This is a genomic window from Arthrobacter sp. ZGTC131 (assembly GCF_002929275.1).
Lineage (GTDB): Bacteria > Actinomycetota > Actinomycetes > Actinomycetales > Micrococcaceae > Arthrobacter.
In genome coordinates this window covers 88,283-103,156 of the sequence record NZ_PJIK01000004.1, presented here as the reverse complement: position 1 = coordinate 103,156, position 14,874 = coordinate 88,283, and the positions used below count along the sequence as shown (strand labels likewise).

Annotated in this window: 15 protein-coding genes; 10 read left to right on the top strand and 5 right to left on the bottom strand. The window is 66.4% G+C overall.

Annotated features, from left to right (window positions below; all coding sequences use genetic code 11):
* Nucleotides 1–49: 49 nt before the first annotated feature.
* The 8 genes from CXQ90_RS07315 (at nt 50) to CXQ90_RS07280 (ending at nt 8,062) form a co-directional block, all read left to right on the top strand.
* The gene (locus tag CXQ90_RS07315) at nt 50–2,524 is read left to right on the top strand and encodes an EAL domain-containing protein (protein WP_104138084.1); all 2,475 of its coding nucleotides are present in this window, start codon (nt 50–52) and stop codon (nt 2,522–2,524) included.
* Nucleotides 2,521–3,723: an EAL domain-containing protein gene (locus CXQ90_RS07310; protein WP_258064402.1), complete on the top strand. Its 1,203-nt coding sequence runs from the start codon at nt 2,521–2,523 to the stop codon at nt 3,721–3,723. The genes CXQ90_RS07315 and CXQ90_RS07310 overlap by 4 nt, the downstream gene beginning before the upstream one ends.
* A gap of 289 nt (nt 3,724–4,012) precedes the next feature.
* Nucleotides 4,013–4,531, top strand: a complete 519-nt coding sequence (locus tag CXQ90_RS07305) for an alternate-type signal peptide domain-containing protein (protein WP_104138083.1) — start codon at nt 4,013–4,015, stop codon at nt 4,529–4,531.
* Between the two features lie 22 nt (nt 4,532–4,553).
* The gene (locus CXQ90_RS07300) at nt 4,554–5,105 is read left to right on the top strand and encodes a hypothetical protein (RefSeq protein WP_104138081.1); all 552 of its coding nucleotides are present in this window, start codon (nt 4,554–4,556) and stop codon (nt 5,103–5,105) included.
* Entirely contained in the window at nt 5,105–5,695 is a 591-nt protein-coding gene (locus CXQ90_RS07295) for a signal peptidase I (RefSeq protein WP_104138080.1), read from the top strand. The genes CXQ90_RS07300 and CXQ90_RS07295 overlap by 1 nt, the downstream gene beginning before the upstream one ends.
* On the top strand, nt 5,692–6,363 hold the full coding sequence (locus CXQ90_RS07290) for a hypothetical protein (RefSeq protein WP_104138078.1): 672 nt from the start codon (nt 5,692–5,694) through the stop codon (nt 6,361–6,363). Before CXQ90_RS07295 ends, CXQ90_RS07290 begins: the two co-directional genes overlap by 4 nt.
* Nucleotides 6,350–6,970, top strand: a complete 621-nt coding sequence (locus CXQ90_RS07285) for a SipW-dependent-type signal peptide-containing protein (protein WP_104138077.1) — start codon at nt 6,350–6,352, stop codon at nt 6,968–6,970. The genes CXQ90_RS07290 and CXQ90_RS07285 overlap by 14 nt, the downstream gene beginning before the upstream one ends.
* Nucleotides 6,971–6,976: 6 nt before the next feature.
* A complete protein-coding gene (locus tag CXQ90_RS07280) occupies nt 6,977–8,062 on the top strand; it encodes a signal peptidase I (RefSeq protein WP_104138075.1) in 1,086 nt (361 codons plus the stop codon).
* 35 nt (nt 8,063–8,097) lie between these two features.
* On the opposite strand, the gene CXQ90_RS07275 is transcribed toward CXQ90_RS07280, so the two are convergent.
* Nucleotides 8,098–8,367, bottom strand: coding sequence for a hypothetical protein (locus CXQ90_RS07275; RefSeq protein ID WP_181038461.1), 270 nt, complete (start codon nt 8,365–8,367; stop codon nt 8,098–8,100).
* Nucleotides 8,368–8,372: 5 nt separating this feature from the next.
* Between CXQ90_RS07275 and CXQ90_RS07270 the strand changes: the two genes are divergently transcribed.
* Nucleotides 8,373–8,876, top strand: coding sequence for an Lrp/AsnC ligand binding domain-containing protein (locus tag CXQ90_RS07270; RefSeq protein ID WP_308470546.1), 504 nt, complete (start codon nt 8,373–8,375; stop codon nt 8,874–8,876).
* Here the strand turns inward: CXQ90_RS07270 and CXQ90_RS07265 are convergent.
* From CXQ90_RS07265 to glgX, 4 genes are all read right to left on the bottom strand, one after another.
* The gene (locus CXQ90_RS07265; protein ID WP_104138073.1) at nt 8,816–9,484 is read right to left on the bottom strand and encodes a class F sortase; all 669 of its coding nucleotides are present in this window, start codon (nt 9,482–9,484) and stop codon (nt 8,816–8,818) included. The two genes, CXQ90_RS07270 and CXQ90_RS07265, sit on opposite strands and share 61 nt — an antisense overlap.
* A gap of 11 nt (nt 9,485–9,495) precedes the next feature.
* Complete coding sequence (locus CXQ90_RS07260) at nt 9,496–10,374, bottom strand: hypothetical protein (RefSeq protein WP_104138072.1); 879 nt, start codon at nt 10,372–10,374, stop codon at nt 9,496–9,498.
* Between the two features lie 240 nt (nt 10,375–10,614).
* A complete protein-coding gene (locus CXQ90_RS07255; RefSeq protein ID WP_104138327.1) occupies nt 10,615–10,833 on the bottom strand; it encodes a hypothetical protein in 219 nt (72 codons plus the stop codon).
* 227 nt (nt 10,834–11,060) lie between these two features.
* A complete protein-coding gene (gene glgX / locus CXQ90_RS07250; RefSeq protein WP_104138070.1) occupies nt 11,061–13,406 on the bottom strand; it encodes a glycogen debranching protein GlgX in 2,346 nt (781 codons plus the stop codon).
* Nucleotides 13,407–13,606: 200 nt separating this feature from the next.
* On the opposite strand from glgX, the gene CXQ90_RS07245 reads away from it, so the two are divergent.
* The gene (locus tag CXQ90_RS07245; RefSeq protein ID WP_104138068.1) at nt 13,607–14,818 is read left to right on the top strand and encodes an MFS transporter; all 1,212 of its coding nucleotides are present in this window, start codon (nt 13,607–13,609) and stop codon (nt 14,816–14,818) included.
* The last annotated feature ends 56 nt before the right edge of the window (nt 14,819–14,874 follow it).

Here is a 14,874-nt window from a genome sequence, read left to right as displayed (position 1 = left end):
GTGCCGGCGTGACATGAGAGTTACACTCTCGGACGCTGTAGGGGGACCAATGGCTGCAGAACGGCATGATGATTTGGTCATGCAGTCGCTGCTGCTCGATGAGATCGGGCAATCGGTCATCGGGATGGACAGTGAGTGGCGGATCACGTACTGGAACCGTGCCTCTGAGCGGTTGTATGGGTTCAGCCCGGGCCAGGTTTTGGGGATGACAATCGCGGACCTCGGAATCATCGGCGGCGCTGAGTCGCCCGGGCCGGATGCCACCGACCAGGAGATAGCGGACAGGCTGGCGCATGGCCGGGACTGGGCCGGCGAGCTCTGGATGCGACACCGCACCGGCAGGGAGTTTCCGGTCCACGCCACGGTCAGCCCAATCCGTGGCCGGCACACAGTGCCCGTCGCGGTCGTAGCGATCTCCAAGGACATCACCGACCGAAAACACAGCGAGGCCATTCTGCGCCGGCTCTCAGCCATGGTGGAATCCTCCGGGGATGCGATCATTGGCGCCGACCTGACCGGGAAGATTTCCAGTTGGAATGCAGGCGCTACCCGGATGTTCGGTTGGAGCTCACGGGAAGCTATCGGGCAGAGCTATCGCCTGCTGACCACCCCTGACGCAGCGGACTACGACAAGGAAGTCACAGCGCGCATAGGAAGCGGCAGCTTCGCGGCCGGAGTGGAAGCGCGGTGGCGTTGCAAGGACGGGTCAGTGATCGACGTTGAGCTGACCGTATCCCCGGTCTACGGTCAAGACGGCGCGCAGGTGGGATCGTCCGCCATCGCCAGGGACATCACGGAGATCCAGCGGCTGAAAGCAGCGGCCGGCGCCGAGCGGGAGCGGCTTCTGGCTGCCCAGGAGATGGCCCATGTCGGAAGCGTCGAATACACGGTCGCGACCGGGGAGACCTGGCATTCGGAAGAGTTCGCCCGGATTCTGGGTCTGGCGGCCGGTGCAGCTGCGACGAGGGATTCGTTGCTCGAGCTGACGCATCTGCAGGACCGCGACCTGGTCCGTCGGGTATGGAAGAGCCTGGAGGACGGGCAGGGATTCGCGGATTTCGAATACCGGATTATCCGCCCCGGTGGGGAGCAACGATGGCTGCATTCACGAATCCGGAGCATCAGCGGCCCGGACGGGAAACCGCTGAGGTTCCTTGACACGGTCTTGGACGTCACCGAACGCAAGAACGCCGAACAGGTTCTGGAGTGGCAGGCGCGTCATGACGCGCTGACCGGTCTGCCGAACAGATATATGATCACCGAAGTGCTCCAGGGATGCCTTGACCGGGCCTCCCGGCCGGTGGTGATGTTCGTCGACGTCGACCGGTTTAAATTGATCAACGACGGGATCGGCCATGGAGCCGGTGACACAATTCTGGTTCTCCTGGGGGAGCGGCTGAGGACCGCGGTCAGGGCCGGCGATACAGTCGCCCGGTTCGGCGGCGATGAGTTCGTCGTGGTCTGCGAGGACCTGCTCAGACGAGGAGCCAAGACGCTGGCCGAACGGATCAGGGATGCCACCCGAAATCCCTTTGAAGTCGACGGGCGCAAGATCTACCTGAACGTCAGCGTCGGCATCGCTCTGGCGGGCCCTGATGACACGGCCGAGTCGATGCTCAGCGGTGCGGACGCTGCCATGTACCGCGCCAAATCGGCCGGAGGCGATTCATCGGCCGTTCATGACGCTCGCCTCACCGGCCGGGCAGCGGGCCGGCTGAACTTGGAATCGGACCTCAGGCTGGCCCTGGACCGCGGAGAGCTTTCCCTGAATTACCAGCCGGTCATTGACATCACCACGGAACGCACCGTCGGCTTCGAGGCGCTGTTGCGGTGGCGCCATCACGAACACGGCCTGATCATGCCGAACACGTTCATTCCAATCGCCGAGGAAACGGGCCTCATCCTTCCTATCGGCGGCTGGGTTCTCCATGAAGCGCTGCGCCAGGTGCAGCGGTGGCGAATCCAGCTTCCAGGTGCGGAAAGCCTCTCGGCAGCAGTGAACATCTCGGGGCGACAGCTCGTGGCGGGTGACTTTCCCGACGTCGTGGAAGCAGCAATTCTCAACTCCGGCATCGATCCAGCCGCTGTCCACTTGGAAGTTACCGAAACTGTACTCATGGATCAGCCCGACCTGCCCAAGGAAACCCTGCAACGGCTCTCCCATTTGGGCGTGGGACTTTCTATCGATGACTTCGGCACCGGCTACTCATCCCTGAGCTACCTGAAGTGGCTCTCGGCCCGGACCTTGAAAATCGACCGCAGCTTCGTACAAGAGCTCGGTAGCGATCCTCACGGTGCGACGATCATCGAACTCGTCATGGGCATGGCTGGCAGCCTGAATCTCGACGTCGTTGCCGAAGGCGTGGAAACCACGGCCCAGCTCAACGAACTCCGGCGCCTGGGCGTACGCCACGCCCAAGGCTACCTGTGGAGCAAACCGTTACCTGCGGAGACCATCCCGGGGTGGCTCGCTGCCCTCCCGGCCGGCCCTTACGGGCGAGTAACGACCAAGGAACTGGCGTGACAGACCACCGGGCCCAGCCGGAGTGCCTACCCCAGGAGGAACAGCCGATGTCCAAGGACGAGTCGTCGCTTCCGGCAGCCGCCGGCGCAGAATCCAGTCCGGGGCCCGGGGGCCAGGACTCACCGCCACAGGACGCGGAGGGGCCTACTCTCCGCTGCCAAGTACTGGAGCTGATCAACGATGTCCTGACGGATACGGCCCCGGAGGGGGAGTGGGCCAGAGCTCAGCTGCGGCGCTTGCTGACGGCGAACCCGGACGAGCCGGAACGTGCGCTGTTGCAGCACCTGATCACCGTGACGACCACGGACCTCACAGACTCCCCGGCTGATGATGCTGCACCACACCAGGGACTCCGCCCGGGCCAGGACTCGATGGTGCCGGTGAACCCCCGGGACCTTCCCGCGTCCCGTGACCGGCGTGGCACAAAACGCATCAGAGCTGTCTTGGGGAGCAGGATGCTGCTGACCGCTTTCCAACCCATCAGGGAGTTGCCGGTCGGAAACGTGGCCGGGTTCGAGGCGTTGGCACGGTTCGTCAGCCGGGACGGGGCCAGCGCTGACACTTGGTTTCGGGAAGCGGCGGCCATCGGTTTGGGTGCGGACTTGGAAATCGCTGCCCTGCACAGCGCGCTGTCGGCGGCCCGGGAGATTCCAGCTCACCTGTTCGTTGCCTTCAATCTCAGCCCGGCAACTTGCATGGACCCGCGCGTTCAGGCGCTGCTGGAGAGCGGGCAGGTCGCTCTGGACAGGATCGTCATCGAGCTGGCGGGCCGTGTAGTAGGCCCGGAGCTAGATGGATTGATGCGGGCGTTGGGGCCGCTGCGTCAGCGGGGTCTGCGCCTGGCGGTTGACGGCTCCGGTGCCGGTGCCGCGTCGCGGGACCAAATCCTGCAGCTAGTCCCCGACATCATAAAACTCGACCGCAATTTCATCAAGGGACTCATTGACCCGGGGGAGGCGCAGTCGCTCGGTGTGGATGTGGTTGAGCTTGCGGAGCAAACCGGGGCGGCGCTGTCGGCCGAAGGCATCGAAAGCCAGGCAGAACTGGCCGCCGTCACGCGGGCTGGCATGGCCGTGGGGCAGGGCTATCTGCTGGGCAGGCCCTCCGTGCATCCCCTTGACTGGTCCGCGTGGATCATTGAGGCAGCTACTGCCGACGTCCAGGGCTCGGCCGGATACGGGAATCCTGGACGACCTTGATCCGATCCTGAGATTTTGTTGCCGGATTATTGACGGGGATGACGGAAAGTAATCTGGAGCGCAGAGAAGGAAGCTGCGCTGCTCTGTTTGACCAGATGAAAGAAGCCGCCGCAAGCATGTAGTTAATCCCCCGACCTGCCGGTGATTTAGAAACCTCAAGACAAACTGCCCGAGTCCTGTCCTAATCCTTGCTTAAACCTGAAGTTAATCCTGAGATTCGGTTGACAAGGTTGGGACTTCGCGCACAAAGCCGCGGACCTAATACTTTTAGTCTCAGGGGGACTTTCACATGAACAAGGCAATCAAGGGCGCAGTCGCCGCCGGCGCAGCGGGCATTCTTCTTCTCGGTGGGGCTGGAACGTTCGCGTTGTGGAATGAGTCTCAGAATGTCAACGCCGGTCCGGTCTCCACGGGTGTGCTCGACCTAGAGCTGGGCTCCGGAGCTTGGTCCGATGAGACGGCGACTTCGGCTCCGATCAGCGATATTTCGACCTTCAACATCGTGCCCGGCGACACCCTGGTCTACACCACCTCCGCCACGATCCACGCCCAAGGTGACAACCTCGCCGGCACCCTGACAATCGCCGAGAGCGGGTTCACCCTGCCCACCGGCGCCACCGCCGTGATCGCCACGACGGAGGCCGAAGACGACCTCCTCAAGGTCGGCAACGTCCTCACCTTCGCCACGGCCGGCGAGTACACGGTCGACATCACCCTCACCGTGACGTTCGCCGCCGACGCCCAGGTCAGCCAGAACACGTCCATTGACCTTGACGGGATGGCACTGACCCTGCAGCAGACCGCCTGATACCACCGTTAACAGGAACGCCGTGAAGAATCGGCTGTGGCCGGTTCTGGCCGCCGGGGTGGGACTGGTCGTCATGATGGCGGCCAGTCCCACCGGCGCGCTCTGGCGCGACGAGGCCCTCACAGACCCGGGGGACATTAGCACCGGGATCCTGCGGCTGACGGCAGGGGGACAGGAAGACTACGTGTTCGACGCCCTCAGCACCGCGAATCTGGTCCCAGGCCAGTCAGTACGGGCCCCGTTGGCGGTCAGCAATGCCGGGTCCACGGAAATGCTGTACGGCCTCACCGGAGCAGCGGCAACCGCCGGAACTGCAGCCGATCACGTCTTCGCGGCGGGATTACTGCTGCGGGTGACTGACGACACCGCCTGCGGCCACTCCGAGAGCGGAGGAGCGGTCACCCTGTACGAAGGGCCGCTGGGACCGATGGCGACATTCACCGGCAGGGAGCTGCCGCCGTCGGGTTCCGAAACGCTGTGCATCACCGTCACGCTGAACAGCAGCACCCCGGCGACGGCTGCCGCCGGCACCACGCAGGTAGTTTTCAATTTCAGGGGGGATCAGTGGCTGTGATGAGGGCCAGGGGACGACGCAAAGCGTCACGGACAGGTGCCGGGTGGTGGGTCCGCCAGACCGTTTCATGGTTTGTCCTGTTCTCCGTCCTTGGCGTGTTGCTCGCTGCCGTGGTTGTGCCGCGCCTGACCGGGTCATCGGCCTACACGGTGCTGACCACGTCGATGCGTCCGTCCCTGTCCCCAGGAACACTCGTGATCACCAAACCCGTCGCGCCCGAAGACCTGAAGGTCGGCGATGCCGTCACCTATCAGATCCGCTCCGGGGCACCGGACGTGGTGACACACCGGATCACCTCTGTGTCCCCGACGCTGGGTGCGGAGCTGCTCTTCACAACCCAGGGGGACGCGAACCCTGCTGCGGACGAAAAGCCGGTGAAGGCCGGCCAGATCCGCGGCGCCGTCTGGTACAGCATCCCCCTGGTCGGATTCGTCAACAGCTGGCTCTCGGGCGAGCAAAGAATCTGGGCGGTGGGCATTGCGGCGGCAGCGCTCCTTGGTTACTCGGCCTTCATGTGCATCGGGGCGGTCGCCGAAGCGACTCAGAAGAGACGCCGTGGCGTGGCCCGGCCGACGGCGGAGGCGCCATGACCCGCCGGGGTGCTGCCGCCGTCGGCATGGGATTGGTGCTCGCTTATTCCACGGCCTTACCCGCCGCGGCGACCGACGGACTGCTGTTCAGCGCGGACGGGCAGACCTGGGACGGGGGGCTGAGCCAGCCGCTTTTCGGCCGGCCCACTCTCGTTCCCGGCGATCAGGTCAGCGGGACCTTCTGGGTTCGCAACGGAAGCCGCGACCGGGCTGACCTTTCCGTCTCGGTGATCGGCAGCGACCCCGCCCCTGTTACGGCAGGGCAGGACCTGTGGATCTCGGCCACATCGGAACCGGCACCGTCACAGCAGACCGGTGCAGACGGCGCCGTCGTGTTGCGTGTGCCGCGGATGGAAGCGACCGAAAGCAGAAAAGTCACCATCACCGTCGGCCTGAACAAAGACGCAACCAACGCACTGCAGGGCCAGTCCAGGGCTGTGGCTTTCCAGGTCAGGATGAGCCACTCCGTCATCCCGGGCGCCTCTGTGGGTCCCGGTGATCCGAAGGCCTTGCCAGACAACCCCGACCAGGCCGGCCTTGCCTACACCGGACTCGCCGGGTTCTGGCCGGTCATACCGGCACTGGCGATGATCGCCGGAGGAACACTAGCGGTCCTGCGGGTACGGGCGAACAAGAAAGCGACAGAGGAGAATCATGGGACGCCGTAATGCCATCCGCCCCAAGGGCCTTTCCAGCCCCCGGGGAGTACGCATCAGGGCGCTGCTGTGCATTGGAACAGTCCTCGGCCTCGGAGCCGTGGGAACACTCGCCGCCTGGACAGACGAGGCTACGGCCACAGCCACCTTCAGTGCCGGTACCTTGGCCCTCAAGCTCGCCGCCGTCCCCGGCGGAACCCTCGCAGACAGCGTGGCGGTCACCTCCATGAACATGACAGGCATGTACCCGGGTGTTAGCCGTGCAGGCATGGTCGAGGTCGCGAATTCCGGTACGGTCCCGCTGGCCTACCTGCTGGCCGGAACAGCGTCCAACGGCGCAGGCGGTCTGGGCGGTGACCTCGGCAGCGCGCTGACGGTGAGCATCTATACCGGCGGCACGGCCACGAACAACGGGCTGGCCGGCACGTGCTCCGGAACCTTGATCGGAACGGCAAACATCCCGCTCGCCGGGCCGCTGCTCGCCACCGCACGCCCACTCGCACCGGCAACCACCGAAGCGCTGTGCTTGCTCGTGGCACTGCCCGCCGCCGCGGCCACCGAGCTACAGGGGACAACCACCACTGCCACCTTTACCTTCACCGGAAGCATCGGAAGCTGACCTGCGATGCGGACGCTCACCCGAACCCAAAACTTCCTGCTCACCGTCGGTGCTACGTTGGGAACGCTCTGCCTGCTGACGGCCCTTGCAGGGATCCTCCTCGGCGCGAAACCCCTGATCTTCCGGTCCGGGTCCATGGAACCGGCCATCGCCACCGGTTCCCTCGCGCTCAGCCTTCCCGTCGATGCAACCAGCATCCGGCCCGGGGACGTAGTCAGCGTGACGAACGCGGCAGGTGTCAGGATCACCCACCGCGTGCTCGACTCCGTTCCGGCGGGGGATTCAGCGCGGTTGAAGCTCAAGGGAGACGCCAACACCGTCGCAGACACCGAGCCATACACCGTCACCGCCGCCGACAAGGTGGTCTTTTCCGCACCGCTGCTGGGCTATGGCGTCTCCTGGCTGAGCAGCCCCGCCGCCACATTCCTCGCCGGGATCGTCACCGCCTACCTGCTCTACGTTTCCTTCCGGTACGGGCGGGGCCAAAAGTCCCGGGGCGGCCGCAGGGCAGTGCCCTCGCCACCGGCGCCGCCGCCTCCGCCTGCCGAAGGCGGTCGGCCACGGGCTTCCGGCGGCCGGCCACGGGCTTCCGGCGGTCGACGCAGCAAAGGCGCCCGCGGCGTGGCGGGCCTGACAGTTCTTGCTCTGGCAGGGACGACTTCGGTCGCGCTCACGCACGCGCCAGAGGCCCGGGCTGCGTTTACCGACGCCGAGAACATGGCCACGGCAACGTTCACAGCCGCAACGCTTCCCGCGCCTACGCTCGGGTGTACTCAGAACACAGTTCTTTTGCTGCCGGACAACAGCACCGTGGACCTCGCCTGGTCTCACAACAACGGCTCCACCGGAGCCACCGGATACCGGTTCACCACGCAAACCGGAAACGGCCCCGAGTCGTCCCCGATCGAACTCGGCGCGGCAACAACAGCCAGATCGGTCACTGCCAACGAGACCTCCTCCGCAGTGCAGGTTGTCGTCACGTTCAGAATCTACTCGAAGTACCAGTTGTGGAGATCGCCCTTGGCGTCGTCAACCGCGAGGTACACGCCCTCGGCACTCGGGGGACTCATCCCGGCCACCCTCACTTGCTGAACCAGTTGGGCTCACGGTGCGGCGTCGCTAAAGGCTCACTCCTCGATCTGCCCGCCCATAGCGCGGAGGTGCTGGCGGAAGGTTATCTTTGCATCGGAACTCCGGGCCGCGAGGTACTCGTCAAAGTTTGCCTGGCTTCTGAGCGAGGTGCCCATGTGCATCCGGGCGGCTTGGGCGCGTTCGGTGTCGCGGATGGTGGCGGCTACCTCTGCTACATCGGCAGCGCGGTTCAGGGAAATAAAGGAGGACGCCAGCGTCGTCGCCCAGAACGAAGTCGTCGGCGGTGACCTGTACGGACCACACATGGCGGATGCGAGGGCAACCGCAGCCTGCGCGCGTTGGAGCAGTCCGGCGCCATCAGCGGCTACCAGGCCCAGCTCGACGCCGAGGCCCTGGGCCTCATGTTCGACGCGCCGTCTTCGTGACGATGCGGAACGCAGACAGGGACACCGTCGAGGCCTTTGAACAGGCTGTCGCCACGATTCCTAACGTTCTGACCGCTCAGCGGCCTTTCAGCGATCCCGACTACCACCTGCAGGTCGTCGCCCGCGACCTGCGCGCTTTCCAAAAGCTCTACGACGAGCGGATCTCCACCCTCTCTGACCGGTTCTACGGGAGGGTTCGTTGTTTCGCTGAAGGAAGTGCGAGAGGGTGCGTTGTTTCGCTGCAGGAGGTGGAAGGGGGTTGGCCGTTGACACGCGGGAGGTGGGAGAGGGTTGGTGGTTTCGCTGCAGGAAGTGGAGCAGGCCCGGGCTACCGGCCGGCGGGGGACGCCGTGACCACCACGTTCTTGCCCCACGGGTCCTCGGTGTAGCAGCTGATGAGCACGATCCTGTTGGGCACCACGTTCCAGATGTCGCTGTCCTTGAGGGTGTCCTTGCGGTGCGTGGTTACCGAATCCACCACGTAGTCCAGGGTTCCCTTGGCCGTGGTCACCCGGACTGCCTTGCCCACGAGGGACTGGTCGCTCAGCCGGTTGAAGGGTGCGTCCTTGCCGTCCCAGCTGTGCCCTGCGATGTACGTGGTGTTCGCGGAGCCCGATCCCGGCACCCCGTAGTTGGTCAGCCAGTAGGCATCGAGCGTGAGCGGCGGGACGAGGGACTCGGCGGAGAGTTCGTCCGCGCTGGGCGTCAGCGGACGCACCCTCACATCGATGTCCGCGGCCTTGATGGCGATCCGGGTGGGCGCGGCTGCGGCCGGTCCGGCAGGTTTCGCCGCCCGGACGGCGGGGGCACTCGGACCCGGCGCGGTGGTCGCTGCGCTCGCGGCGGGGGAGCCTGACTGCCCGACGGCGGGGCTGCCGCCGTCTGTGGGCGGAGCCAGGAGCAGGACGGCCGCCAGCCCGGCGGCGGCCACGGCGGGCACCGCAAGCCAGCGCCGGCGGAATGGCCGGCGCTGGGCTGCGGTGTTGTTCGGGTCCATGGACGTGCGGGCTAGCTGCGGGTCCGCTCCAGGCGGCGCATCCTCAGCGCCACGACGGCGGGGACCGCAATGCCGGCAGTCAGCAGCCCGGCCAGCAGCGCCAGGCCCGGGTGAACGCCGGGTTCGGCCGCGGCCGCAGTCTGCACGTTCAGGCCCTTGTTCGTGGCCACCACCCCAGCGGCGTTGCCGGCCCCCGCGGGTGCTGCCGTGACCGGCTTGGCGACTACCGGCGTCGTGCTTCCGGGCGAGGTGACAACGGGGTCAACGACGACGGCGTCCTCGTTGCAGGCCGCAAGGAACGCATCGAAGAGGCCCGAGAGCTCCGCGGCGGTGGCGTCGTCGAGCGAGACGGCGGCGAGGGCGTTCTCGAAGTTGGCGACTGCGGTGTCCATCGCGCCCTGGGCGTCAAGGATTGGCTGGGTGCTGATGGCGGCGTTGTAGGCGGCCTCGAGATCCAGCACCGCCTGTTCAGCGGCATCCTCGGCGGTCTCGGCCGCGTCCTTTGCGATCTCGGCTTCCTCGATGGCGGTCGCGTCGCCGGAAACCAGGGCATCTTCGAGTGCGTCCTCGGCGGCATCCTGTGCGGCGCTGGCAGCTGCCAGCCCGGCCGTAGCCTCGTCCAGGGCAGCCCTGGGTCCCGCGGCTGCCGCCTCGAACAGCGCCAGGTAGGCGGCTTCGGCTTCAGCCGCGGCCCGGGAGGAGGCTTCGAGCAGAGCAACGGAGGCCTCGGTGATGCCCGCGGCGGACAGCGCTGCCTCGAACTGCGACGACGCCTGCAGGCATACGGCATCCCCGGGCGCGGCGACGGCCGCCGGTGCGCCAAGAAAGAGTCCCCCGGCAAGAACAGCCGCTGACGAACCAGCGGCAACCCATTTCGATACTGCGCTCATAATGTGTGCATCTCCTGAAACACGAAGCTGGCCGCCGGGACAGCCCCGGCGGTTTCAGCGCGCAGTCGAGGGCTCATTGTGGTTTCGTCCATTGACCCCGGATGATCCAAGCAGGAGACACACTCGTACTGCTGATCATCCGGTAAGACGGCGAGACCTCAGAATTACCTGAATGCCGTCCGAAAGATCGCTGTGAGAGCTAAAAATACAGAGCAAACGGGATTGTGGCAAGCATTACGCCTAGGGCTTTTCCGGAACCCGGACCACTTCGAAGGCCAGGGGATCCAGCAGCTTCCGGGTCCCGGTCCTCGAGTCGAGGATCCAGAACATGTCGAGGACCGGTACCGTCTCCGTGACCTTCCCCTGGTAGTACATGAGTCCGTTGTAGCGCGCCTCGACGACGTCGCCGGGGGAGAGGTCACCGCAGTGGGTGATCCTTCGCGTCGATACCTCGTTCATGGCGGGCTCCATCCTGGCGTTTCTGGCGCGTTGACTCTGCGCCCCTCGATCCCTGCGCGCCCTGACCCTTGGCGTCCGGTGGCGCTCCGCGCCGATCGGCGTCTCTTCAGGATGGGGCCTCCACATTGCCGCGCCGTTTCGGCCAGGTGATTTCCCCGTGTCCAGTTTCCGCGTGTCCTACTTCTTCATACGGCACACCCAGCGCGCAGAGCTCCTGCCCTTCAACATTACGCGCGCGGCGGGCTCCCTGCACGCCCCGAACCGCGGGTTCCCCGCGCGCGTCGCGGCCGCCGTGCAGGCACGGCCCCGGGAGCCGCCGCCGGCGCTATCCCAGGTGCTGCCGCCGCCTCTGACCCAGGCGCTTCACCAGGGGCCGACGCCGGTTCCGTCCCCGCCGCGGGGTTGCGGACCTGCGCCAGCACGGCCAGGGAGGGTGCGATGGACAGGTTGGGCTCGTGCCGCGTCAGGTCGCGGGCGCGGAGCACCGTCATGGACCGCGCGGCGACTTTGAGCACCGAGCCGGCCACCAGGGGCGTGCGCTCCACCCCGTTCCCGGCGGTGTTGATCACCATGTCCCAGGACGCGGCGAACTCGCCGGCCGGAAGCGTGAACTTAATGTCGTCGTCGTGCGCGTTGAAGTAGAGCAGGAAGTTCACGTCCGTGATCTGGCGGCCGCGGTCGTCCCGGCCCTGGATCCCGTCGCCGTTCAGGAACGCGCCGATGGTCCGGCCGAACCCGCGCCCCCAGTCCTCGGGCAGCATCTCCGCGCCGTCCTCGTTCAGCCACACGATGTCCGGCAGCTTGTCGTCCTTGCCGAGGCGGCGCACCGGCCGGCCGTCGAAGAAGGTGCTGCGGCGGAACGTGGGGTGCGCGGCGCGGAGCCTGCTCACCGCCGCCGTGAACTCCATGAGCGGCTGGTCAATCTCATCCCACTTCACCCAGCTCAGTTCCGAGTCCTGGCAGTACACATTGTTGTTGCCCTGCTGCGACCGGCCCAGCTCATCGCCGTGCGCGATCATGGGCACGCCCTGCGAGAGCAGCATGGTGGCGATGAAGTTCCGCTGCTGCCGGGCCCGCAGGTTCAGGATTTCCGGGTCCTCCGTGGGCCCCTCCGCGCCGCAGTTCCACGACCGGTTGTGCGATTCGCCGTCCCGGTTGTCCTCCCCGTTCGCCGCGTTGTGCTTCCAGTTGTAGGAGACCAGGTCCCGCAGGGTGAAACCGTCGTGCGCGGTGACGAAGTTGATGGACGCCACCGGCCGCCGCCCCGAGCGTTCATAGAGGTCCGACGAGCCCGTCAGGCGCGACGCGAACTCGCCCAGCGTGGCCGGCTCGCCCCGCCAGAAATCCCGCACGGTGTCCCGGTACTTGCCGTTCCATTCCGTCCACTGCGGCGGGAAATTGCCCACCTGGTAGCCTCCCGGACCCACGTCCCACGGCTCGGCAATCAGCTTGGCCTGCGACACGATGGGGTCCTGCTGGACCAGTTCGAAGAAGGTAGAGAGCCGCTCGACGTCGTAAAACTCCCGGGCCAGCGCCGCGGCGAGGTCGAAGCGGAAGCCGTCCACGTGCATCTCCGTGACCCAATACCGCAGCGAATCCATGAGCAGCTGCAGCGAATGCGGGTGCCGCACGTTGAGCGTGTTCCCGGTGCCGGTATAGTCCATGTAATGTTGCCTGGCGCCGTCCACCAGCCGGTAATAGGCCGCGTTGTCGATGCCCCGGAAACTCAGTGTGGGCCCCAGATGGTTCCCTTCCGCCGTGTGGTTATAGACGACGTCGAGAATCACCTCGATGCCCGCACGGTGCAGTGACCGGACCATCGACTTGAAGTCCTGCACCTGCTGGCCCATCTCGCCGATGGAGCTGTACGTGTTCTGCGGAGCGAAGAACCCGATGGTGTTGTAGCCCCAGTAATTGCCGAGGCCCTTCTCCCGCAGCGCGCCGTCGTTCACGAACTGGTGCACCGGCATCAGCTCGATCGCGGTGGCCCCCAGCAGCTGCAGGTGCGCTATGACGGCGGGATGCGCGACGGCGGCAAACGTGCCGCGCTGCTCTTCGGGGACCTCCGGATGCAGCTGGGTCAGCCCCTTGACGTGGGCCTCGTAGATGACGGAGCGGTGGTATGGGGTCCGGGGCGGATGGTCCCCGGCCCAGTCAAAGAACGGGTTGATCACCACACCCAGCATGGTGTGCGCGGCAGAGTCCTGGTCATTGCGGGAGGCGGGATCACCGGCGTTGAACGAGTACAGCGACGGGTGCCAGTCCACCTCCCCGGCGATGGCCTTCGCGTAGGGGTCCAGCAGCAGCTTGTTCGGGTTGCAGCGCTGGCCCTTGGACGGATCATAGGGGCCGAACACCCGGTACCCGTACTTCTGTCCGGGCTGGACCTGCGGGAGGTAACAGTGCCAGACGTAACCGTCCACTTCGACGAGGTCCACACGGGACTCCGTGCCGTCGTCGGCCATCAAACACAGCTGGACGGCCTTGGCCGCCTCGCTGAACAGGGCGAAGTTGGTCCCCGCTCCGTCGAAGGTTGCACCCAGCGGATACGCGCGGCCCGGCCAGACTTCCATGGTCACTCCTGTGGCTTCAGTTTTCCCATATCCGGCCGGGTTCCGCGTGCCACGCCCTGAGACAATGCTAAGCAGACTTAGTAGATTCGCCAAGCGTTTTTGCCGGTCCGGGCGGAGGGAAGTGATTCCCGACTCTCCGGCCGTCCGCTTCCGGGGAGTCCGCGGGGCCCTCCCCGGGCGGCCTGCCTAGGATGAGGGGGATGACTCCGCCAGACAGACCGCCGCCCTTCAGCCTCCGCAGCATTGCTGTTCCGGCGTTCGGGCCGGCGCTCCTGTTCAACATCGGCGAAGGCGCGGTGCTGCCCGTGGTGGCACTGTCCGCCCGCGAACTGGGCGCCTCCGTGGCCGTGGCTGCCCTGATCGTCACGCTGATCGGCCTGGGCTCGTGGTTCTTCAACCTGCCGGCGTCCCTCATCACGCTGAAGTTCGGCGAGCGGTGGTCCATCGTGGGCGCCGCGGCTGCCGGCGCGTTGGCGCTGCTGGCCGCGGGGGTGTCCCTGATGATTCCGGACGGACTGTGGCTGCTCGCCGTGGCGATGGCCGTGGTGGGAATGGCCGCGAGCGTGTTCAGCCTGGCCCGGCAGAAGTACCTGACCGAGGCCGTGCCGGTGGAGTTCCGGGCCCGGGCCCTGTCCACGCTGGGCGGCGTGAACCGGATCGGCATCTTCATCGGCCCGTTCGTGGGTGCCGCGGTGATGCACTTCGCCGGCATCAGCGGCGCCTACTGGGTGGGCGTGGCCGGGATGGCGGCGGCGGCCGTGCTGGCCGTGACCATCCCGGACCTGGTGGTGGCGCCGTCGTCCTCTGCGGCCGGGCCGGAGCCCACGCTGCGGGGCGTGGCCGTGTCACACGCCGGCGTCTTCCTGACCGTCGGCGCCGGGATCCTGCTGCTCAGCGCCCTGCGCGCATCCCGCCAGGTGGTCATCCCGCTGTGGGCCGACCACGTGGGCCTCGACGCGACGCAGGCCTCCTTGCTGTACGGGCTTTCCGGGGCGATCGACATGCTGGTCTTCTACCCTGCGGGCAAGGTGATGGACCGGCGGGGGCGGCTCTGGGTGGCCATTCCGTCGACGCTCATCATGGGCGCCGCGCTGATGCTGATACCGCTCACCACGGGGTTCACCGGCCTGCTGCTCGTGGCCCTGCTGATCGGCTTCGGCAACGGCATCAGCTCCGGGCTGGTGATGACGCTGGGTGCCGACTTCTCGCCCGACCGAGGCCGCGGGCAGTTCCTGGGCCTGTGGCGGTTCATTGCCGACGCCGGCTCCACGGGCGGCCCCGTGCTCCTCTCCGCGGTCACGGCCGTTTCTTCCCTTGCCGCAGGCGTGACGGCCACGGGCGTACTGGGGTTCGCGGCGGCAGCCGTGTTCGCCGTCGTCCTCCCCAAACTGAAGCACCGCCGGAACTACTGACTTTCACCCAACTGACACGCAGTTGTGGCCGTTCTGGGCGCCCAAAAGGGCACCTA

Bases quoted from the DNA above. Each gene is read 5' to 3' on its own strand.
- CXQ90_RS07315 (WP_104138084.1), top strand. From the start codon at position 50: ATGGCTGCAGAACGGCATGATGATTTGGTCATGCAGTCGCTGCTGCTC.
- CXQ90_RS07305 (WP_104138083.1), top strand. From the start codon at position 4,013: ATGAACAAGGCAATCAAGGGCGCAGTCGCCGCCGGCGCAGCGGGCATT.
- CXQ90_RS07295 (WP_104138080.1), top strand. From the start codon at position 5,105: ATGAGGGCCAGGGGACGACGCAAAGCGTCACGGACAGGTGCCGGGTGG.
- CXQ90_RS07290 (WP_104138078.1), top strand. From the start codon at position 5,692: ATGACCCGCCGGGGTGCTGCCGCCGTCGGCATGGGATTGGTGCTCGCT.
- CXQ90_RS07285 (WP_104138077.1), top strand. From the start codon at position 6,350: ATGGGACGCCGTAATGCCATCCGCCCCAAGGGCCTTTCCAGCCCCCGG.
- CXQ90_RS07280 (WP_104138075.1), top strand. From the start codon at position 6,977: ATGCGGACGCTCACCCGAACCCAAAACTTCCTGCTCACCGTCGGTGCT.
- CXQ90_RS07275 (WP_181038461.1), bottom strand. From the start codon at position 8,367: ATGTGTGGTCCGTACAGGTCACCGCCGACGACTTCGTTCTGGGCGACG.
- CXQ90_RS07270 (WP_308470546.1), top strand. From the start codon at position 8,373: ATGCGAGGGCAACCGCAGCCTGCGCGCGTTGGAGCAGTCCGGCGCCAT.
- CXQ90_RS07265 (WP_104138073.1), bottom strand. From the start codon at position 9,484: ATGGACCCGAACAACACCGCAGCCCAGCGCCGGCCATTCCGCCGGCGC.
- CXQ90_RS07260 (WP_104138072.1), bottom strand. From the start codon at position 10,374: ATGAGCGCAGTATCGAAATGGGTTGCCGCTGGTTCGTCAGCGGCTGTT.
- CXQ90_RS07255 (WP_104138327.1), bottom strand. From the start codon at position 10,833: ATGAACGAGGTATCGACGCGAAGGATCACCCACTGCGGTGACCTCTCC.
- glgX (WP_104138070.1), bottom strand. From the start codon at position 13,406: ATGGAAGTCTGGCCGGGCCGCGCGTATCCGCTGGGTGCAACCTTCGAC.
- CXQ90_RS07245 (WP_104138068.1), top strand. From the start codon at position 13,607: ATGACTCCGCCAGACAGACCGCCGCCCTTCAGCCTCCGCAGCATTGCT.